Source organism: Bradyrhizobium sp. 33ap4, assembly GCF_032654765.1.
Lineage (GTDB): Bacteria > Pseudomonadota > Alphaproteobacteria > Rhizobiales > Xanthobacteraceae > Bradyrhizobium > Bradyrhizobium australafricanum.
On sequence record NZ_JAUMTJ010000016.1, the window covers coordinates 32326 to 51342 of the forward strand.

Consider the following 19017-nt stretch of genomic DNA (forward strand, 5'->3'; position numbering starts at 1 on the left):
GGCAAGGAGCAGACGTTCCGGCCCTACTTGATCAGGCCCTTCTCCTTGTAATAGCGGATCGCGCCGGGATGCAGCGGAACCGGGCTGCCGGTCGCGGCGGCCTCGAGCTTGATCTCCTTACCCGCGGCGTGGGCATTGGCGAGTTCCGGCAGCGATTCGTAGACCAGCTTGGTCATCTGATAGGCGAGATCGTCCGACACCGCGCTCGAGGTCACGAGGTAGTTCACGACCGCGGCGGTCGGCACGTCCTTGTCCTGGCCGGTATAGGTATTAGCCGGGATGATCACGGAGACAAACGGCGGGCCGATATTGTCGACGGTCTCCTTCGGCACGGCGACCACGGTGATCTCGCTCGAGGTCGAGAGGTCCTTCAGCGAGGCGACGCCGAGGCCGGCGGACTGCAGCGTGGCGTTGAGCTGGCGGTTCTTCATCAGATCCACCGATTCGGCGAACGGCAGGTACTCGACCTTGCCGAGATCCTTGTAGCTCATGCCGGCGGCCGCGAGGATCGCGCGCGAGTTGAGCTCGGTGCCCGACTTCGGCGCGCCGACCGACAGGCTCTTGCCCTTGAGATCGGCGAGCGTCTTGATGCCGCTCTCGGCGGTCGCGACGATCTGGATGTAGTTCGGATAGATCGCGCCGATGGTGCGCAGCTTGTCGAGCTTGTTCTTGAAGCCGGCCTCGGCGTCGCCTTCCCAGGCGGCTTTGAGCGAATCGCCGAGCGTGAAGGCGATCTCGCCGCGGCCCTGCTGCAGCAAAACCAGGTTCTCGACCGAGGCCTTGGTCGCCTGCACCTGGGTTTTCACGCCGGGGATCTTGTCGCCGTAGATCTTCCCCATCGCGACACCGAGCGGATAGTAGACGCCGGAGGTGCCGCCGGTGAGCACGTTAATGAACTGCTCGGCCTGTGCGACAGGCGCGGACAAAACGCTGGCTGCCACGATCGCGGCAGCCATCAACTTGGAATTCATGAGTATTATTCTCCCCTTAAGCCGGCCGGAAAATTGGCCGGACACCCCCGCCGGGTCAACCCATCCAAATGACGCATGCGCGGCGGAAATCCCCGATAGCAACACCACCTTACCTGCGCGGGAACTCTCCGCGCGACCGGGCGACCGCTTCGAGTTGGTCGCCGCGACCCAGCCGCTGGCGGCCGCTAGCGGCCCGGTGTTCGCGCCGGCGATCGCCGCGGGACACTTGGCATTGTCGGACCCAGGGCGTTCGCGGCGCGGACCGGCCGCAACGAAGCAGCGAAGATCGGCTTGCGGCCCCGGATGTCGGCTTGAGCACCGCTATCGCCGGATTCATTGTCGTCCATGCCGGTTGCAGCGCTGCATTCCTGTTGCTTGCAGCCGTCGCTTGTGCCGCGCTGATCGGCTACTGCGCGTTGATGCGGGAGACGTTGCGAACAGCAGCGACGACGTCACGCACATCTGCATTGGCATCACAAAACGGGTGATCTGATTCGTCATCGGCGCTCTGCGGAGCACTCTGCATGATGCGATCTGATGTCCGACAATGACGCAATTCCGCGTCTGCGTCGACGCGACAACACAGTCATTAACGCCGTCTCTCGATGACACACGCGCACGGTGTTTCTGCTGACGTGCAAAGTCGGACGTGATCGCGCTCATGAATGTCAGATGACGCATTTGTTGCAGGTGTAAAGCGGTGAGACGCCGCGATTCCGGCACCATTTGAATCGAATTGAATCCTTTAAGGTTAGCGGGGCAATCAATGTATGATCCAGAAATTTCCATGATTGCCGCCGCTCTAGGATGTACGAGTCAAGCCGGGGTAACTACGGACAAGGCGGGGCATGAATCACATCAGTCACATCGAACGCACGCGAGCCGGCTGGTTCGGACATCGCAAGCTGACCCCACGCGCATGCATTGCGGACAGCAAAAAACACCTTCGCACCTTCCTCGCCGAGGCACTGGAAGACCTCGGCTTCATCACCAGTGAATGCAGCCAGGCTTTGGAACTCGACACCGTTCTGGACGCGGAACGGCCCGATCTCCTGGTGCTCGGCGTGTCCGTGGACGGCATCGAAGTCAGTAAAATTCTCGAGACTTTGGTGAGAAAGGACTATGGCGGCAAGGTCCTCGTCATCGGGCAGCCGGACTCGATCATAGTCAAGGCGGTCCGACAAATCGGCGACGAGTACGGCATCGCCATGCTGCCGGCGCTGTCGACGCCGTTCAGCGCCGGGACCCTTCGCGACAGTCTTGCGTCGTTGATGCCGCTTGAACCCGCGCCGAGCCCGGCGGTGGACGTGCCCGAAGCGCTGAAGGCCGGCTGGCTCGAGCTGTGGTATCAGCAGAAAATTCATCTCCGGACGCTGGTCCCGAGCGGCGCCGAGGCGCTGATCCGGATGCGCCACCCTGCCTGGGGCGTCGTGCCGCCGGCCTACTTCATCCCGGACGAAAGCGACCCGCATTTTCATGCGCTGTCCGAGTTCGTGATCGAGCGCGCAATCGAGGACTGGCGCTATCTCATCGAGCAGATCGGGCCGGTCAATCTCTCGGTCAACCTGCCGATCTCCTTCCTTGCCGACGATCGTGCCGTGCGCGAGCTCTGTTACCGGATGCCGGATCATGCGGCCTTCGCGGGCCTCTTGATCGAGATCGACAGCACCGACGTGGTCGATCATCTGGATCTGGCGATCGATGTCGCCCGGCGCGTTCGACTGCACAATATCGGCATCTCGATCGACAATGTCGGCGCGAACTGGCCGTCTTTGCTGGGACTGCCGAACTTTCCGTTCGTCCAGCTCAAGGTCGACCATCAATTCGTCACCGGCTGCGCGGATCAGCGCCTGAAGCAGACGGTGTGCCGGCGTGTCGTGGAGCTGGCCCACGACAACGACGCGCAGGTCGTGGCCCAGGGAGTCGAGACGCGTGCGGACTTTCTCGCCGCGCACGAAATGGATTTCGATCAGGTCCAGGGCTACCTGTTCGGCAAGCCGATGGGCGTCAAGAAGTTCGCCCGCTCACGCATGCATTTCTCTGAGAAAGAGCCAGCCTCCTGAGGCATCGCCTCTGGTCAGGCTCATGTGTCGCGATCGATCGCGCGCAGCGCTTCGCCGCGCGCGATCAGGCGTTTTGCATTGGAATAGGTCGGCACCTCGAGCAGCGAGCCGTCAAGTTCGACGCGCCCAAAGCCCTTTGTCCGCGCCGCTTCGAACGCCGCGACGATCCTGCCCGCCCGGCGCATCTCCTCCTCGCCCGGCGTCAGGACCCCGTTGACGATCGAGGCATGCGCGGGATCGACCAGGCTCTTTGCGGCGTAACCCAGCCGCCGCGCCCAGATCGTGTCGCGTTCGACGCCTTCAGCGTCGCTCCAGGTGTAGGGACAATCGACCGCGACGACATCAGCGGCACGACATTCGACGATGAAGCGCTGCCGCGCGTAAGCGAGCTCCAGGCCATCGCTGCCGCGCTCGGCACCAAGATCGGCGGCGAGGTCTTCGGAGGCCATCAGGCAACCGATGACGCGCCGGCTCGCCATGGCGATCGCACCGGTCTGCACCAGACCGCGCGCGAACTCGATATTCGGCAGCAGCGATGTCGATCCCTCGGCGATACCGCAGTCGCGCTCGAACCGCGTCACCGCCTCGTCGAGCCTGACGACATGGTGCGGCTCGGCGACCTTCGGCAGCGCGACGATATCCGGACGTCCGCGCATCACGGCGGCGAGATCGTCCATGCCGTCCTGGTCCAGCGGATTGACGCGGACCGCGACCATCACGCCCTGGTCGCGCCAGGCGGCGTAGAGCTCGGCCGCCAAGGCCCGCGCCTTCGGGCGCAGCGGCGGCGGGTGTAAAATCCTCGAGCTCGTGGATCAGCACGTCGGCGCCGCCGGCGGCCGCGTGCTGCAGCACGTCCTCGTTGGCGCCTTCGAGAAACAGCCAGGAGCGGCACAGCGGGGCCGGGCGCAGCTTGCGCATCACGCGGCCCGCGCCGACGTCACTGGAACGTCATGTCGAGGCATTTCGAGATGTCGGAGCCGAGGCCGGACGAGATGGTGATGCAGCCGCGGATCTTCTGGGTGTTGACGTCGTTCGCCCAGATCGCATAGCCGCCGGGACCGAAGAACGAGTTGGTGTTCGGCGGCTCGGTCTCGGTGGCGTCGAAGCTGTAATTGCCGTCGGTCTCGAAGATGCGCGGCTTCTTGGTACAGCCGCCGTCGGCCTGCACGTTGATGACCTCCTTGTTGTCCCGCGTCAGCGCCAGCGAGACCTGGCAGCGGAAGTATTCCGAGGTCTTGGCGTTGAACAGATAGGCGTAGGACTTGCAGGTCGCGGTGTTGAGCTTGCCGGCGGACAGGCCGCGGCTGCAGGAGATCCGCTGATTGTTGGAGAGCTTGAACTCGTCCGCCTGCGCGACTGACGCCAGCGTCATGAACGACAGAGCGACACCGATTCCGATCTTCATGACGTGGTTCATCCTGATCATCCCAAGGTCGTGTTTCCGGCAATCAAAGCGTTTGTAAACGGTAACGCGAAAATAGTCGCCAAGCTTGATGCGGGAATTCACAAAGTCGCCGATCCGGCGAGCGGTCGCGCCGATTGTCGTATTGACGCGCGAACATCGTTCGTGATTTGTTCAAAAACGTGGGGACGACGCCGTTTTCTCGGCCGGAGGTGGATCATGACGCATTTTTTGACCAAGACTTTTATTGCGACTGCGGCGTTTGCCGCGCTGACGACCTGCGCATTCGCGCAGGAGGCTGCGCCCTGGGAGCTGAAGCCCGACATGGGCTACGCCTATGACAAGGACGGCAAGACCTGGTCCTACAAGATGGGCACCAACAACGCCGGCACGCTGCTGAAGGGCGCCAAGAAGGTGCCGAAGGGGACGCTGTTCTTCATCGGCCAGAACGGCCAGCTCTACATGCGCTCCGGGCCCTATCTCGAGGGCGACGGCAAGTTCAAGTTCGGCTCGAATTAGAGCGTTTTCGAGCGAAGTGGACGCCGGTTCGCGTCAAGAAAACGCGTCAAGAAGAGTCCAGGGCTTCGGTTCTGATTCAATCAGAACCGAAAATGCCCTAGCGGTTTTCGGCAGGTATCAGAACGCCGCGGCCAATTCCTTCGCGCCCGGCTTGTTGCTGTTGAAGTCCATCCGCTCATTGGTGACGGCAAGCAGCCTGGCCACCGTGTTGTGGCGGATGGCGACCGGGTTGCGCTCGTAGCCGGAGCGCTGGAAGAAGTTCGCGGTCGGCACCTGCTCGCGCATCGCCTGCGGCATGGTCACCATGTCGAGCCCGGTGCCGTCGCCGGTCAGGTTCATCATCTCGAGCTCGGCCGCGGTCAGCGGCCGGCTGTAGCCCTTGTTGCGGGCGAAGATCACCGAGGTCAGCAGCTTGTGGGTCTGCAGCATCGGGCCGACATCGATGTCGAGCACCATGGCATGGCACGCCCAGCCCTGCGGCGTATCGGCGAGGCGCGCATGCGCCGACCAGTCGTCGGGCACGGTGCGGGTGAACGCGACCATCTTCTTCAGCACCGCGAGCTTGTGCTCCATCGCCTTGCGCGCGGGCCCCTGCGTCCTCGCAACCCGCTCGGTCAGATCCCGCACGAATTCATGGCCCTGCTCGGCCAATAGCTCGACGGTGTTGGTGGTGAGCAGCTGGTTGTAGCCCATCGCGGTGGAGATGGCGCGCTTGCCGCCGTGCTCGATGCCCGCCTGCACATCGTAGGTGCCGGTGCCGCCGGTCTCGAACGAATAGACCCGCACCGCCTGCTCCGGCGTCAGCCCCGCGGCGCGCGCGTAGCGGGCATAGGCGCGCTTGAACTCGACCTCGCTGGCCGGCCGCTGCGGCGTGAACTGGAATTGCTCGGCCGCCGCCCTGACCAGATCGGAGGCCACCGGAAGCGTCTTGGGCGGACGCGGCGGCTTGCCTTCCTCCTCTTCCGGAGCCGGATTGACCGGCCGCTTCGGACCCTCATAGACCGGCGGCTGCTGCAGGACGTAATCGTCCAGCGAGATCTGCACGCGGTCGCGCCGCTTGGCATTGCGGCCGCGCCTCTTCTCGGCGATCGCGTTCCAATAGGCGCTCGCGTCCTGCTCGAAGGCGGCGCGCGCCTCCTGATATTCCTGCAGCTTGCGGCGATACTCCATGATCGCCTGCGGCGATGCCTGCGCCATCGCATTGGCGACGGAAGGCGGCAGCGCGTCGGCCTCGCCGGCAAAAACGGACGGCGCGCCGGCGGCGAGCGCGAGCGCGACAAATCCAGGGCACAGGCGAATCAATTGCGGGCGCATGGCCTCGTTGTAGCAAGCACGGCCGCGAAGTCAGCCCGGAATTGTCCGGATCGCAGCGGCCGGATGCCGCGATCGATGCAGAATATTCGCCACAATGCGGTGTTCTCCGAACGAAAGCCTTGGAGAAAGCCCTGGAGATTGCGATGAGAATGGCACTCTGGCTCGTCGCCGCCTGCGCGTTGACGCTCGCCGCATCGGCGCGCGCCGAGCGTCCGGACTGCGGAACGTTTCCGGATACGCGTTCACGCTTCACCTGTTACGAGAATGTGTCGCGGGCGCCTCAGGAACCCGAGGCCGCGGCGCATTCGTCTGGTGCGCAGGGGAAATCAACAAAGATGAACGCCCGCAAGCGGCGTCACAAATAGCATCATCGTCGCTACTTCCACGCGAACACAGGCTGCTCCAGTTCGGCGACGCGGGTGTTGCGGCCGGCCAGCACCTCGCGAAATTGATAGATCAGCGCGGCGGTCGGCGCATGGATCTGCTGGCCACCGAGGCGGAAGCGGATCACGCGGCGCGAGCTTTCAGGGATCGTGGCGAAGCTGAACGCGTCCTCCAGCTCGATCGCATCGAGGCCGATGCGATGGACGGAGGCGACCTCGTCCGGGTTCGGGAGGATCGCTGCATGCGCACCGGCCCAGACCACGACCGGCGTGATCAGATAGCCGGACCGCGTCGGATAATCGTCGAGCATGCCGAGCACGTCGCGCTCCGACAGTGCGAGCCCGAGCTCCTCATGCAGTTCGCGCAGCGCGGCCTCGACCTGCGTCTCGCCGGCATCGCAGCGCCCGCCCGGCAGCGCCCATTGCGCGCTATGGGCGCGCAGGCGCGCGCTGCGGCGGGTCAGCAGGAAGGCCGTGCCGCTGCCGTCGCCGCCTTCGGTCAGCGCGATCGCGACCGCCGCGCGCTTCAACGTCGGCGCGGCGTCCGCCGGCGCCAGGCGTGCGAATGCGGCACAGAGCTCTGCGATATTCCGCCGGGTGGCATCGTCAAATGTGCGGGCCATTGACCTTGACTACAACACAACAGCGTTTGATGAAATGACTGCTACCACATGCCTCCTGCGATCAATTATCAGCAAGCAACGGACCCCACCTCATGACGGCCAAGGCCGCGGACAAACTCAAATCCGACGGCTGGAAGATCGCCGAAACCACGGGATTCCTGACCCTGATCGGCCCATTGTGGGAACGGTTGAAGGACGGCGCGCTTGAACTCGCGCTGATCACCGAAGACAAGCACCACAATCGCCGCGGCCTCGTGCAGGGCGGCGTGATCATGACCTTCGCCGATCGCGCCTGCGGCATGGCCGCCCGCTTCGTCTCGGGCAAGCCGACGCTTGCGACCGTGCAGCTCGACACCCATTTCGTCGAGGCCGGCAAGATCGGCGAGATCCTGACGACGCGGCCGCGCGTGGTACGCTCGACCCGCAGCCTGATCTTCATCACGGCCGAGGTAACCGTCGACAAGCGCTGTATCGCGATGGCCAACGGCGTGTTCAAGATTTTGAAGAACGAGAGTTGATCCTTTGTCATTCCGGGATGGTCCGAAGGACCAGACCCGGAATCTCGAGATTCCGGGCTCGATGCTTGCGCATCGCCCCGGAATGACCGCAGGAAAGGAAGGTCCGATGCAATATCGCCAGCTCGGCCGCAGCGGCCTGAAGGTCTCGCCGATTTGCCTCGGCACCATGATGTTCGGCGGACCGACCGACGAGGCGACCTCGGCGCGGATCGTGGCGAAGGCGCGCGCGGCCGGCATCAACTTCATCGACAGCGCCGACGCCTATAATGGCGGCAAGTCCGAGGAGGTCGTCGGACGCGCGATCTCGAACAGCCGGTCGAACTGGGTGCTCGCGACAAAACTCGCCAATCCAATCGGCGACGATCCTAACCACGGCGGGCTGTCGCGTCGCTGGGTGTTCCAGGCCGCCGACGAGAGCCTGAAGCGGCTCGGCACCGACTACATCGACGTCTACTATCTGCACAAGGAAGACCACGCGACGCCGCTCGACGAGACGGTGCGCGCGATGGGCGACCTGATCCGCGCCGGCAAGGTGCGCTATTTCGGCGTCTCCAACTACCGCGCCTGGCGCGTCGCCGAGATCTGCAACATCTGCGACCGGCTCGGCATCGACCGTCCGGTCGCGAGCCAGCCCTATTACAATGCGATGAACCGGATGCCGGAGGTCGAGCATTTCCCGGCCTGCGCCTATTACGGGCTCGGCATCGTGCCCTATAGCCCGCTGGCGCGCGGCGTGCTTACCGGCAAATACGCGCCCGACGCGGCGCCACCCGCGGACACGCGTGCGGGGCGCAACGACAAGCGCATGATGCAGACCGAGTGGCGGCCGGAATCGCTCGAGCTCGCGCAGGAAATCAAGCGCCACGCCGAGAGCAAAGGCATCACCGCCGGGCAGTTCGCGGTGTCCTGGGTACTGAACTCGTCGTTCGTCAGCGCCGTGATCGCGGGGCCGCGCACCGAAGCGCAATGGGACGACTACATCCGCGCGCTCGACTATCGCTTCACCGCCGAGGACGAAGCCCTGATCGACCGCCTCGTCGTCACCGGCCATCCCTCGACGCCGGGCTTCAACGACCCCGCCTATCCGATCGAAGGGCGCCGCGCGCGGAGCGGATAGCAGCTGTAACGGCAACCGTGCGGGCTGGCCCTCAATCCCATCCGCCGTCATTGCGAGGAGCGATAGCGACGAAGCAATCCACGTCTCCGCAAGCGGCGCGATGGATTGCTTCGCTTCGCTCGCAATGACGGCGTCTTGCACTCGCGTGGTACGGATAACCCGCTCGGCAACGCCGAAGTTACGTTTCGTAGCTTCCGAATTGCGCGAAGCCCGAGTCGGCTGCAGCATCAGGGCATGGAAATGCTGATGCTGGTGCTGCAATGACGGCATCCAATGTACTGGACTGGATCGTGGCCCTCCTCGTCTGCTGGGCGAGCCTGACCGCAATCTTTGAACCTTCGCGCGGTGCCTCGCAGTGCGACGTATCCACCGCGACGAGCAGCGCGCCGCAGGCCTCACTGGCGACCCCGACGCAGGCGGAGTTCGAGGAGATGATCCGCGACATGAAGCTGCATGATTGAACGGGATCGGCAAACCGCGAAAATCCTTCCGCATCGTCCCCCAAATGAAACAGGGCGGCGCCGAAGCGCCGCCCTGCCCTGATTGCCGTTTGCTTGCCGCTTACTTCACGAGGTCGAAGCGGTCGGCGTTCATCACCTTGGTCCAGGCCGCGACGAAGTCCTTCACGAACTGCTCCTTGGAGTCGGACTGGCCGTAGACCTCGGCGAACGCCCGCAGCTGCGAGTGCGAGCCGAAGATCAGATCGACGCGGGTGCCGGTCCACTTCACCGCCTTGGTCTTGCGGTCGCGGCCCTCATAGACGCCCTGGCCGGCATCGCTCCACACCGTGCCCATGTCGAGCAAGTTGAGGAAGAAGTCGTTGGTGAGCGTCCCCGGCTTGCCGGTGAAGACGCCGTGCTTCGACTTCTTGGCATTGGCGCCGAGCACGCGAAGGCCGCCGACGAGGACCGTCAGTTCCGGTCCGGTCAGCCGCAGGAGTTGCGCACGGTCGACCAACGCCTCCTCGGGCTGCAGGAACTGATGCTTGCCGCCGATATAGTTGCGGAAGCCGTCAGCCCGCGGCTCGAGCGGAGCGAAGGACTCGACGTCGGTCTGGTCCTGCGTCGCATCGGTGCGGCCCGGCGTGAAGGGCACCTTCACATTGGTGCCGCCGTCCTTGGCCGCCTTCTCGATCGCAGCGGCGCCGCCGAGCACGATCAAATCGGCCAGCGAGACCTTCTTGCCGAACTCCTTCTGGATGGCTTCGAGCTTGCTCAGAACACCCTTGAGCTGCGCCGGCTCGTTGACATCCCAGTCCTTCTGCGGCGCAAGGCGGATGCGTGCACCATTGGCACCGCCGCGCTTGTCGGAGCCGCGGAACGTCGAGGCCGAGGCCCAGGCGGTCGACACCAGTTCGGACACCGACAGACCCGAGGCGAGGATCTTCGCCTTGAGCACCTCGATATCCTTGTCGTCGATCACGGCGTGATCGAGCGCCGGCACCGGGTCCTGCCAGATCAGCGTTTCCTTCGGCACCAGCGGGCCGAGGTAGCGCTGGATCGGACCCATGTCGCGGTGCGTGAGCTTGAACCAGGCGCGGGCGAAGGCGTCCGCGAACTGATCCGGATGCTCATAGAACCGGCGCGAGATCTTCTCATAGGCCGGATCGAAGCGCAGCGACAGGTCGGTGGTCAGCATCGTCGGAACATGCTTCTTCGACGGATCGAACGCGTCCGGAATGACGGCGTCCGCGCCCTTTGCCTTCCACTGCTTCGCACCCGCCGGGCTCTTCGTCAGCTCCCATTCGTACTTGAACAGGTTCTCGAAGAAGTGGTTGCTCCACTTGGTCGGGGTCTGGGTCCAGGTGACCTCGGGACCGCCGGTGATCGCGTCAGCGCCGACGCCGGTGCCGAACTTGCTCTTCCAGCCGAGACCCTGATCCTCGATCGCGCCACCTTCCGGCTCCGGACCGATCAACGACGGATCGCCCGCACCGTGGGTCTTGCCGAAGGTGTGGCCACCGGCAATCAGCGCGACGGTCTCCTCGTCGTTCATCGCCATGCGGAAGAACGTCTCGCGGATGTCCTTCGCGGCGGCGACCGGGTCCGGATTGCCATTCGGACCTTCCGGGTTGACGTAGATCAGGCCCATCTGCACCGCGCCGAGCGGCTCGGAGAGCTGGCGCTCGCCGCTATAGCGCTCGTCACCGAGCCAGGTGCCTTCCGGACCCCAGTACAGCTCTTCCGGCTCCCACACGTCGGCGCGCCCACCCGCAAAACCAAACGTCTTGAAGCCCATCGATTCCAGCGCGACGTTGCCGGCGAGGACCATCAGGTCGGCCCACGAGATCTTGCGGCCGTACTTCTGCTTGATCGGCCACAGCAGCCGGCGCGCCTTGTCGAGGTTGGCGTTGTCAGGCCAGCTGTTGAGCGGGGCGAAACGCTGCTGACCGGCACCGGCGCCGCCGCGGCCGTCGGTGATGCGATAGGTGCCCGCCGAGTGCCAGGCCATGCGGATCATCAGGCCGCCGTAATGGCCGAAGTCGGCCGGCCACCATTCTTGCGACGTCGTCATCAGGGCCGTGAGGTCCTTGATCACGGCGTTGAGATCGAGGCTCTTGAATTCCTTGGCGTAGTCGAAGCCCTTGCCCATCGGATCGGACAGGCTGGAGTTGCGATGCAGCACCTGAACGTCGAGCGTCTCCGGCCACCAGTCACGATTCGAGTGCCCGCGAGGCCCGCCTGTGAATGGGCATTTGCCCGCGCCTTCGTCGGTTTTTGCGTCCATGTTTCTTCTCCGAGGTGATGGATTCTGGAATGCGCTGGAGCTCTTCCAAGAACGATTCTACGCAACCCAATCCATCAGAGGAAATTGACTTTAGTGATCGCGTCGATAAGATTATCTGATGATAAATGTCACACTCCGGCAACTCAGGTATTTTGATGCTCTGGCCCACCACCGCCATTTCGGGCGCGCCGCGGATGCCTGCGCGGTGTCGCAGCCGGCGCTGTCGATGCAGATCCGCGAAATGGAACAGGCGGTCGGCGGCGTGCTGATCGAACGCAATGCGCGGCAGGTGACGCTGACGACCTTCGGCGAGGACCTGCTGCGCCGCGTGCGCGACATCCTGCGCTCGGTCGATGAGCTCGGCGACTTCGCGCGCGCCTCGCGCGACAAGCTTGCCGGGCGGCTGCGGGTCGGCATGATCCCGACCGTCGCGCCGTATCTGCTGCCGAAGGTGATCGAGAACCTGGCGCGGCTGCATCCCGAGCTCGACATCCATGTCCGCGAGACGCTGACGCCGAAGCTGATCAAGGAAGTCGCCGAGGGCCGGCTCGACACCGCGATCGTGGCGCTGCCGGTATCGGAACCGTCGCTGACCGAGGTCGCGCTGTTCTCGGAAAACTTCCTGCTGGTGCGGCCGGGCGAGGATGCCAAGACGCCGGTGCCGAGCGCCGAGATGCTGCGCGAGATGCGGCTGTTGCTGCTCGAGGAGGGCCACTGCTTCCGCGACCAGGCGCTGTCGTTCTGCAACATGCAGTCCTCGCCGCCGCGCGAGGTGCTGGACGCGAGTTCGCTGTCGACGCTGGTGCAGATGGTCGGCGCCGGTATCGGCGTCACCCTGATCCCCGAGATGGCGGTGACGGTGGAGACGCGCTCGGCGCCGGTCACGGTCTCGCGCTTCAAGCATCCGCAGCCCTCGCGCACCATCGGCATGGTCTGGCGCAAGACCTCTCCGCTCGCCGCGCAGCTCCAGCAGATCTCCGAGGTCGTCAGCCTCGCCGCCCGCGCCCTGCGTGCGCCGAAGCAGGACGGCGCCAAGGAGCCGGCGAAACGTGCGGGGCGAAGGAAGGTGGCGTGATTGCCGAGACGCTGCGGCGAAGATGTAGTTCTCGTTTGACGCACACGTCTCGCCACCCCCACAACCGTCGTCCTGGCGAAAGCCAGGACCCATAACCACCGCGTTTGATTGTGAACGGGATCGTGGCTCCAGCTTCGCTCAACAACTGATGGTCGGGGTAATGGGTCCTGGCTTTCGCCAGGACGACATCGAATATGTTGCGCGGTCCGGGAATCATCCGTCCGCATTCTCGCGGCGACTGACGAGATGAGGCGGCGCCCCTACTTCTCCAGATACTTCTTCATCTCGGCGATCAGGCCGTCGCGCAGTTCGGGGCGCTTGAGGCCGAAGGCGATGTTGGCGCGGAGGAAGCCGGGCTTGGAGCCGCAATCGTGGCGCTCACCCTCGAACTCCACGCCGTAGAACTTCTGCGTCTTCGCAAGACCGATCATCGCATCGGTGAGCTGGATCTCGCCGCCGGCGCCGCGCTCCTGCGTGGCCAGGATGTTGAAGATCTCGGGCTGCAGGATGTAGCGGCCGGTGATCGACAGGTTGGACGGCGCGGTGCCCTGCGGCGGCTTCTCGACCATGCGGTCGACCTCGAAGATGTTGCCGGTGCGTTTGCCGACGCTGCAGATGCCGTATTGATGGGTGAGTTCGTCGGGCACCGCCTCGACCGCGATCAGGTTCGACTTGTCACCAAGCCTGCTCGCGGCATCGATCATCTGCTTGAGGCAGCCCGGCGTGTTCAGCACCAGCTCGTCCGGCAGCACCACCGCGAACGGCTCGTTGCCGATGATATCGCGCGCGCACCACACCGCGTGGCCGAGCCCGAGCGGCGCCTGCTGCCGGGTGAAGCTCATCGCGCCGGCCTCCGGCTGGTTCTGCGCCAGGATATCCTGCTCGGTCTTCTTGCCGCGCTGCGCCAGCGTGGTGTCGAGCTCGAACATGCGGTCGAAGTGATCCTCGATGACACCCTTGTTGCGGCCGGTGACGAACACGAAATGCTCGATGCCGGCTTCCCGGGCCTCGTCGACCACGTACTGGATCAGGGGCTTGTCGACGATCGTCAGCATCTCCTTCGGCATCGCCTTGGTGGCGGGCAGCACGCGGGTACCGAGACCGGCGACGGGGAATACGGCTTTGCGGATCTTCATGGGATTATCGGAAGCCTTGAAATGGGTGGGACGGCGGCACGAAATGAATCATGCCTTTGGTACCCCGTTTTGCAGCCGCCAACAAAGGCGGATGTGTGGTGCGGCTTAATTCCGCCGTTCCCGTCAGCCAAATGCGGGCCGCAACAAAATCTCGCCCTTGTTAAGTTATTGGAAACCGTGCCGGGGCCTTCTGGAACAGCACGATTTTGACAGGCACACGACAAATGCGCGCGATGGGAACATCAAGGATCAAGCTTTTCGGCGCGAGCCTGATCGCGCTGGCCCTGCTGCTGCCCGGCAGCACGCAAGCCCAGTCGGCGGGCAACGGCCTGACCAACCTGATCGACAGCATCTTTTCCGGACCGAACGCGACGCCGCCACAGGCCGCAACCGGACAGGACGGCGCGGCACCGCCGTGGAGCGGTGAAGACGGCGCCTCCGGCCATCCGCTGATGACCGCAGCGGCGATCCGCCAGGCCGCGTCGGACTTCCCGAACTGCGTCGCAGCGATGTGGCCAGATGCCGCACGGCGCAACATCACCCAAGAGAATTTCGAGCGCTTCACCGCCGGCCTGACGCCCGATCTGCGCATCATGGATCTGATGGATTCGCAGCCGGAGTTCACCAAGGCGATCTGGGATTATCTCGACATCCTGGTCAGCGACACCAGGCTCGCCAAGGGCCGCGAGATCCTTGCGAAATACAAGCCGCAGTTCGATGCCACCGAGAAGGCCTATGGCGTCGACCGCTACATCATCGCGGCGATCTGGGGCATCGAGTCGAACTACTCGACCCAGATGGGCGATCGCAACGTGGTGCAGTCGACCGCGACGCTCGCCTGCATCGGCCGCCGTCAGGCCTATTTCAAGGACGAGTTCCTGTCGGCGCTGGAAATCCTCAACCGCGGCGACCTCAGGCCCGAGCAGATGCGCGGCTCCTGGGCCGGCGCCTTCGGCCCGACCCAGTTCATGCCGACCGCGTTCAAGCGCTATGCCGTCGATGGCGACGGCGACGGCCGCCGCGACGTCGTCGACAATCCGAGCGACCTGATCGCCTCGACCGCCAACAATCTGAAGAAGGACGGCTGGCAGACCGGCGCGAGCTGGGGCTACGAGGTCGTGCTGCCGCAAGGCCTCAATTACATGCTGGCCGACCGCGCCAAGGCCATGCCGCTGTCGCAATGGGAGCATCTCGGCCTCAAGCGGCCGAACGGCCAGCCGTTCCCGCGGTCGTCCGACAAGGCCTATCTGCTGGCGCCGGCCGGCGCCGAGGGGCCGGGCTTCCTGATGCTGCAGAATTTCCGGGTGATCATGAAGTACAACCCGGCCGAGGCCTACGCGCTCGCCATCGGCCATTTCGCCGACCGCCTGCGCGGCGGCCAGCCCTTCGCGCAGCCCTGGCCGCGGCAGGAGCGGGTGCTGTCGCGCGCCGAGCGGCTGGAACTGCAGCAGCTGCTCGCCCAGCGCGGCTTCTACAAGGGTACGCCCGACGGCCAGTTCGGCGGCCAGACCCGCGAGGCGCTGCGCGGCTTCCAGGTGTCGATCGGGGCACCGGCCGACGGTTTTGCCACCGCCGAGGTGCTGGAGCGGCTCAGGGGGCGGTAGGGCTGAAACCGGAGGCTGCCCCGTAGCCCGGATGCAGCGCAGCGAAATCCGGGGTTCTCGCCGTGCGACTGGTCTGGTCCCGGATTACGCTTCGCTCCATCCGGGCTACGGCTCTTGCCCCTCCCGCAAGCGGGAGAGGAGGCACGGTTCCGTCGCCGCGACGGCTGGGCCCTCCACCCCAAAAGTAACCGTGAAATCCGATAAGTCGGATCGTAGCCATGTCGTTCTGTGAGCCAAGGAGTTGAGTGTTATAGTTGTCTTCCTAAGACCGCTTGGCCTCCGACTTTATGCTCACGTACTTCCAGATCATTTGCGACCGAACGCGATGCGAGAGCCAAAGTCCTTTTTGCGCATATTCACCGAAGCCGGTCCGCTGGTCGCGCTTACGGTAGCGCTTGCGCTGTTGATCGGCATCGCCCAGCCCGCCTCGGCGCAATTCTTCGGCTTCCCCGGCTTTGGTGGCGGACCGCCGCAACCACAACGCCGCGCTCCGCCGCAGCACGGCGGCGGCGGCTGGTTCGGCGGCGATTTCTTCGCGCCGTTCCAGCAGCAGCAACCGCAATCATCGCAGCCGCAGCGGCCGCGTGAGGATTTCTCGCGCGCTCCGGCACCGGCCAAGCGCGAGGCGGCCGCCGAGCGCAACGTGCTCGTCATCGGCGACGCCATGGCCGACTGGCTCGGCTATGGCCTGGAAGATGCCTATTCCGACCAGCCCGACATGGGCGTGATCCGCAAGCACAAGACGGTCTCCGGCCTGATCCGCTATCAGCCCAAGGGCGATCCGGCGGATTGGGCCGCGGCCGCGAAGGGCATTCTCGCCACCGAGAACCCCGACGCCATCGTCGTGATGCTCGGCCTCAACGACCGCACCGCGATCCGAGAATCTGTCGTGGAGAAGAAGGTCGACAAGAAGGACGAGAAAAAGGACGCGCGCGGCAAGCCCGAAGCCAAGCCGGGCGACAAGCCCGATGCCGCCGCCAAAACTGATGGCAAGCCGGTCGAGGCCGAGCCGCCGGCCGACGACGCCGACAATGACTCGCAGGCCGCGCCGGAAAAGACTGCGCGTTCGCCGAACGGCCTCTATGAATTCCGCGACGACCGGTGGGTCGAGCTCTACGGCAAGAAGATCGAGGAGTTGATCAACGTGCTGAAGAGCAAGGGCGTGCCGGTGCTGTGGGTCGGCCTGCCCGCGATCCGCGGCCAGAAGGGCACGTCGGACATGCTGTTCCTCGACGCGCTCTATCGCGACGGCGCCGGCAAGGCCGGCATCACCTATGTTGACGTCTGGGACGGCTTTGTCGACGAGGCCGGCCGCTTCATGCAGAAGGGCCCGGACTTCGAAGGCCAGCCCCGCAAGCTGCGTACCGATGACGGCGTGTTCTTCACCAAGGCCGGCGCGCGCAAGCTCGCGCATTATGTCGAGCGCGAGGTGACGCGCCTGCTCGCGGTGCGCTCCGGGCCGATCGCGCTGCCGAGCGAACCCGCGACGCCGGATACCAGCGCGGAGCCCGGCAAGCCCGCGCCGCGGCCGCTGGCGGGCCCGGTGCTGCCGCTGGTCGCCTCCACCGTCGGCACCGATCAATTGCTCGGCGGACCGGGCTCGCGGCCCGCCGCCGTCGATGCGCTCGCCGCGCGCACGCTGGTGAAGGGGGAGGCGCTGGCGCCACCCGCCGGCCGCGCGGATGATTTCGTCTGGCCGCGCCGCGAGATGGGCCGCGAGCAAGCCAAGGGCGATGTGCCGGTTGCCGCGACCACGCCCGCCGCGCCGGCGGGCGGACCGGCCAATCCGCCGCCCTCGACCACGGCGATCGCGCCCGACGGCTCGATCATCACCGCACCGAAGACGCCAAGGCGCGTGTTCCGTCCGGCCCAGACCCAGGCCCAGCCGCAACAGCAGCCGCAGACACAGCCTTGGCTGCGCGATCTGTTCGGGTTCGGCGCGCCGCAGCAGCGCCCGTTGGTCGCTCCGCCGCCGCGCCCGCCGCGCGGTGTCGGACAGCGGGCCGCAGTGCCGGGGAGTCCGTGGCAGTAGGCCGCGCGTCTTCCGATAGAATTGACGCTACATCCACGTCATTGCGAGCCAACGGGTCGCGCGAACGCGCGCCCGATGACAGGCTCCGCAAAGCAATCCATCGATCCGCACGCGCGGACGGCTGGATTGTTTCGTCGCTTCAGCGCAAAATTGCTTTGCAATTTTGTCGCGAGCTCCTCGCAATGACGGTGGGCGAGATGGTATCAACCGTAGTAGCGCCAGCGCGACGGCGGCGGGCGGCGTGGCTGGCGCGTCATCAGGAGCGCGAGCGCAAAGCCGATGCCGCCGGCGATCAGCAGCGATCCCAGCGGGTTCTCCTGCACCGCATGCGCCATCGCCTTTTGTCCGCTGCGAACGGTCTCGCCGCGATGCTCATAGGCATCCTTGGCGTAGTTGACCGCGGTGTCGGCGGCGTCGCGCGCGGCGTCCTTGGCCTGGCCGTAGAGATCCTGCACCGAGCCCGCGGCTTCGCGCGCGCGGCCCGAGGCCTGGGTCTGCGCATCGCCGGTCGCGTCGCCCACCGCGCCTTCGGCCTTGCCCGCGAACTCCTTCGCCGTTCCGAAAATCCGATCCTTGTCCATCGTCACGCTCCCTGATCTGTCCGGGAGCTAACCGGGAAACGGCGCGCAGGTTCCTGCGGTTACAGGATCAACCCGCCGTCGACGACGATGGTCTGGCCGACGATGTAGGAGGCAAGCGGCGAGGCCAGGAACAGCGCGGCGCCGGCCATGTCGGCGGGCGTGCCGAGACGCTTCAGCGGAATGCGCTCGAGCGCGCCTTCGAGACGCTTCGGATTGGCCGTCGTCGCCTTGGTCATCTTGGTGTCGACGAGGCCGGGCGCGATGCCGTTGACCCGGATGCCGTTCTCCGCCCAGGCCTCGCCGAGCGTGCGCGTCAGCCCGACGGCACCGGTCTTCGAGGCGTTGTAGGCCGGATTGCCCATGGTCGAATGATAGGCCGCGGTCGAGCTCACGATGATCAGCGAGCCCTTAGCTGCGCTCAGCATCGCCTGGAATTTGGTCGCGCAGGCCATCAGGCTCATCAGGTTGACCTCGAGCACCTTGCGAAAACCCTCCATCTCGAATTCCCCGCGGCGGTAAATCACCGCGCCCTGCGCCAGCACCAGCACGTCGAGCCGGTCGAACGACGGCCTGAAGGCCTCGATCGCCTGCGGGTTGCTGACATCGAGCTGCGCGTAGGCGAGGCCCTCGAGATGCGAGCCTTCCTCGGCGGAATAGTCGCTCGCCTGCGCGCGGGTGCCGCAGATCGCGACGCGCGCGCCCTTGGCGCGGAACGCCTGCGCGATGCCGTTGCCGATGCCGCTGGAGCCGCCGACCACCAATACTTGCTTGCCGCCGAAATCGAGCTCGTTCATCGCGCGTTCCTCTCTCGTGCTGTTGTCTTGATTGAGCATGATCCTTCTCGGAAAGCCAACCGGGAAACTTGCGTTAACGCGCTGCGCGCATGCCGATATGGGATCAGTGGTTTGACGTATCTTGCGATCGGTGCCAGCGTTGCCGTCTCTCACAACGC

General features: G+C 65.2%; 19 protein-coding genes. 10 read left to right on the forward strand and 9 right to left on the reverse strand.

The features are described 5' to 3' along the window. Positions 1 to 23 precede the first annotated feature (23 nt). A complete protein-coding gene (locus tag Q2M23_RS14260) occupies positions 24 to 971 on the reverse strand; it encodes a TAXI family TRAP transporter solute-binding subunit (protein ID WP_316395933.1) in 948 nt (315 codons plus the stop codon). A gap of 311 nt (positions 972 to 1282) precedes the next feature. Between Q2M23_RS14260 and Q2M23_RS14270 the strand changes: the two genes are divergently transcribed. Together Q2M23_RS14270 and Q2M23_RS14275 are read left to right on the forward strand one after the other, a co-directional pair. After that, positions 1283 to 1459 carry a hypothetical protein gene (locus Q2M23_RS14270; RefSeq protein WP_156436140.1) on the forward strand — a complete coding sequence of 59 codons (177 nt, stop codon included), beginning with the start codon at positions 1283 to 1285 and terminating at the stop codon, positions 1457 to 1459. A gap of 360 nt (positions 1460 to 1819) precedes the next feature. After that, a complete protein-coding gene (locus Q2M23_RS14275; RefSeq protein ID WP_316395934.1) occupies positions 1820 to 3034 on the forward strand; it encodes an EAL domain-containing response regulator in 1215 nt (404 codons plus the stop codon). Between the two features lie 20 nt (positions 3035 to 3054). On the opposite strand, the gene Q2M23_RS14280 is transcribed toward Q2M23_RS14275, so the two are convergent. Both Q2M23_RS14280 and Q2M23_RS14285 read right to left on the reverse strand, forming a co-directional pair. Further along, positions 3055 to 3792: an HpcH/HpaI aldolase/citrate lyase family protein gene (locus Q2M23_RS14280; RefSeq protein ID WP_316395935.1), complete on the reverse strand. Its 738-nt coding sequence runs from the start codon at positions 3790 to 3792 to the stop codon at positions 3055 to 3057. A gap of 179 nt (positions 3793 to 3971) precedes the next feature. Next, positions 3972 to 4451 (reverse strand): hypothetical protein, encoded by a 480-nt coding sequence (locus tag Q2M23_RS14285; RefSeq protein WP_316395936.1) that lies wholly within the window; start codon positions 4449 to 4451, stop codon positions 3972 to 3974. Between the two features lie 204 nt (positions 4452 to 4655). On the opposite strand from Q2M23_RS14285, the gene Q2M23_RS14290 reads away from it, so the two are divergent. Further along, positions 4656 to 4955: a hypothetical protein gene (locus Q2M23_RS14290; protein ID WP_016845604.1), complete on the forward strand. Its 300-nt coding sequence runs from the start codon at positions 4656 to 4658 to the stop codon at positions 4953 to 4955. Positions 4956 to 5072: 117 nt separating this feature from the next. Here Q2M23_RS14290 and Q2M23_RS14295 read toward each other — a convergent pair whose 3' ends face one another. Continuing rightward, positions 5073 to 6269 carry a hypothetical protein gene (locus tag Q2M23_RS14295; RefSeq protein ID WP_076825219.1) on the reverse strand — a complete coding sequence of 399 codons (1197 nt, stop codon included), beginning with the start codon at positions 6267 to 6269 and terminating at the stop codon, positions 5073 to 5075. Between the two features lie 119 nt (positions 6270 to 6388). Here Q2M23_RS14295 and Q2M23_RS14300 point away from each other — a divergent pair, with 119 nt between their 5' ends. Next, entirely contained in the window at positions 6389 to 6634 is a 246-nt protein-coding gene (locus Q2M23_RS14300) for a hypothetical protein (RefSeq protein WP_316395937.1), read from the forward strand. A gap of 11 nt (positions 6635 to 6645) precedes the next feature. Here the strand turns inward: Q2M23_RS14300 and Q2M23_RS14305 are convergent, their stop codons facing one another. Further along, a complete protein-coding gene (locus Q2M23_RS14305) occupies positions 6646 to 7275 on the reverse strand; it encodes an NUDIX hydrolase (RefSeq protein WP_076825220.1) in 630 nt (209 codons plus the stop codon). A gap of 92 nt (positions 7276 to 7367) precedes the next feature. Between Q2M23_RS14305 and Q2M23_RS14310 the strand changes: the two genes are divergently transcribed. The 3 genes from Q2M23_RS14310 (at position 7368) to Q2M23_RS14320 (ending at position 9371) form a co-directional block, all read left to right on the forward strand. Further along, positions 7368 to 7793, forward strand: a complete 426-nt coding sequence (locus tag Q2M23_RS14310; RefSeq protein WP_016845608.1) for a PaaI family thioesterase — start codon at positions 7368 to 7370, stop codon at positions 7791 to 7793. Positions 7794 to 7899: 106 nt separating this feature from the next. Then, positions 7900 to 8910: an aldo/keto reductase gene (locus Q2M23_RS14315; protein ID WP_316395938.1), complete on the forward strand. Its 1011-nt coding sequence runs from the start codon at positions 7900 to 7902 to the stop codon at positions 8908 to 8910. Between the two features lie 260 nt (positions 8911 to 9170). Beyond that, the gene (locus Q2M23_RS14320) at positions 9171 to 9371 is read left to right on the forward strand and encodes a hypothetical protein (RefSeq protein ID WP_057016417.1); all 201 of its coding nucleotides are present in this window, start codon (positions 9171 to 9173) and stop codon (positions 9369 to 9371) included. A 100-nt stretch (positions 9372 to 9471) separates the two neighbouring features. On the opposite strand, the gene katG is transcribed toward Q2M23_RS14320, so the two are convergent. After that, positions 9472 to 11637, reverse strand: coding sequence for a catalase/peroxidase HPI (gene katG / locus Q2M23_RS14325; protein ID WP_057016418.1), 2166 nt, complete (start codon positions 11635 to 11637; stop codon positions 9472 to 9474). 118 nt (positions 11638 to 11755) lie between these two features. On the opposite strand from katG, the gene Q2M23_RS14330 reads away from it, so the two are divergent. Further along, positions 11756 to 12712 (forward strand): hydrogen peroxide-inducible genes activator, encoded by a 957-nt coding sequence (locus Q2M23_RS14330; protein ID WP_076825224.1) that lies wholly within the window; start codon positions 11756 to 11758, stop codon positions 12710 to 12712. A gap of 260 nt (positions 12713 to 12972) precedes the next feature. On the opposite strand, the gene galU is transcribed toward Q2M23_RS14330, so the two are convergent. Then, positions 12973 to 13848 (reverse strand): UTP--glucose-1-phosphate uridylyltransferase GalU, encoded by an 876-nt coding sequence (galU, locus tag Q2M23_RS14335; RefSeq protein WP_028334743.1) that lies wholly within the window; start codon positions 13846 to 13848, stop codon positions 12973 to 12975. 224 nt (positions 13849 to 14072) lie between these two features. Here galU and Q2M23_RS14340 point away from each other — a divergent pair, with 224 nt between their 5' ends. Both Q2M23_RS14340 and Q2M23_RS14345 read left to right on the forward strand, forming a co-directional pair. Then, entirely contained in the window at positions 14073 to 15452 is a 1380-nt protein-coding gene (locus tag Q2M23_RS14340) for a lytic murein transglycosylase (RefSeq protein ID WP_316395939.1), read from the forward strand. A 325-nt stretch (positions 15453 to 15777) separates the two neighbouring features. Further along, positions 15778 to 17484 carry an SGNH family hydrolase gene (locus tag Q2M23_RS14345; RefSeq protein ID WP_316395940.1) on the forward strand — a complete coding sequence of 569 codons (1707 nt, stop codon included), beginning with the start codon at positions 15778 to 15780 and terminating at the stop codon, positions 17482 to 17484. A 203-nt stretch (positions 17485 to 17687) separates the two neighbouring features. Here the strand turns inward: Q2M23_RS14345 and Q2M23_RS14350 are convergent, their stop codons facing one another. After that, complete coding sequence (locus Q2M23_RS14350) at positions 17688 to 18065, reverse strand: CsbD family protein (protein WP_050387227.1); 378 nt, start codon at positions 18063 to 18065, stop codon at positions 17688 to 17690. A gap of 59 nt (positions 18066 to 18124) precedes the next feature. Continuing rightward, the gene (locus tag Q2M23_RS14355; RefSeq protein ID WP_168858375.1) at positions 18125 to 18859 is read right to left on the reverse strand and encodes an SDR family NAD(P)-dependent oxidoreductase; all 735 of its coding nucleotides are present in this window, start codon (positions 18857 to 18859) and stop codon (positions 18125 to 18127) included. Positions 18860 to 19017: the final 158 nt, after the last annotated feature.

What these genes read in the sequence shown, in the direction of transcription:
- Q2M23_RS14290 (WP_016845604.1), top strand. Translation starts at nt 4,656, where the DNA reads ATGACGCATTTTTTGACCAAGACTTTTATTGCGACTGCGGCGTTTGCC.
- galU (WP_028334743.1), bottom strand. Translation starts at nt 13,848, where the DNA reads ATGAAGATCCGCAAAGCCGTATTCCCCGTCGCCGGTCTCGGTACCCGC.
- katG (WP_057016418.1), bottom strand. Translation starts at nt 11,637, where the DNA reads ATGGACGCAAAAACCGACGAAGGCGCGGGCAAATGCCCATTCACAGGC.
- Q2M23_RS14305 (WP_076825220.1), bottom strand. Translation starts at nt 7,275, where the DNA reads ATGGCCCGCACATTTGACGATGCCACCCGGCGGAATATCGCAGAGCTC.
- Q2M23_RS14355 (WP_168858375.1), bottom strand. Translation starts at nt 18,859, where the DNA reads ATGAACGAGCTCGATTTCGGCGGCAAGCAAGTATTGGTGGTCGGCGGC.
- Q2M23_RS14345 (WP_316395940.1), top strand. Translation starts at nt 15,778, where the DNA reads ATGCGAGAGCCAAAGTCCTTTTTGCGCATATTCACCGAAGCCGGTCCG.
- Q2M23_RS14260 (WP_316395933.1), bottom strand. Translation starts at nt 971, where the DNA reads ATGAATTCCAAGTTGATGGCTGCCGCGATCGTGGCAGCCAGCGTTTTG.
- Q2M23_RS14310 (WP_016845608.1), top strand. Translation starts at nt 7,368, where the DNA reads ATGACGGCCAAGGCCGCGGACAAACTCAAATCCGACGGCTGGAAGATC.
- Q2M23_RS14315 (WP_316395938.1), top strand. Translation starts at nt 7,900, where the DNA reads ATGCAATATCGCCAGCTCGGCCGCAGCGGCCTGAAGGTCTCGCCGATT.
- Q2M23_RS14350 (WP_050387227.1), bottom strand. Translation starts at nt 18,065, where the DNA reads ATGGACAAGGATCGGATTTTCGGAACGGCGAAGGAGTTCGCGGGCAAG.
- Q2M23_RS14330 (WP_076825224.1), top strand. Translation starts at nt 11,756, where the DNA reads ATGATAAATGTCACACTCCGGCAACTCAGGTATTTTGATGCTCTGGCC.
- Q2M23_RS14340 (WP_316395939.1), top strand. Translation starts at nt 14,073, where the DNA reads ATGCGCGCGATGGGAACATCAAGGATCAAGCTTTTCGGCGCGAGCCTG.
- Q2M23_RS14275 (WP_316395934.1), top strand. Translation starts at nt 1,820, where the DNA reads ATGAATCACATCAGTCACATCGAACGCACGCGAGCCGGCTGGTTCGGA.
- Q2M23_RS14320 (WP_057016417.1), top strand. Translation starts at nt 9,171, where the DNA reads ATGACGGCATCCAATGTACTGGACTGGATCGTGGCCCTCCTCGTCTGC.
- Q2M23_RS14285 (WP_316395936.1), bottom strand. Translation starts at nt 4,451, where the DNA reads ATGAACCACGTCATGAAGATCGGAATCGGTGTCGCTCTGTCGTTCATG.
- Q2M23_RS14295 (WP_076825219.1), bottom strand. Translation starts at nt 6,269, where the DNA reads ATGCGCCCGCAATTGATTCGCCTGTGCCCTGGATTTGTCGCGCTCGCG.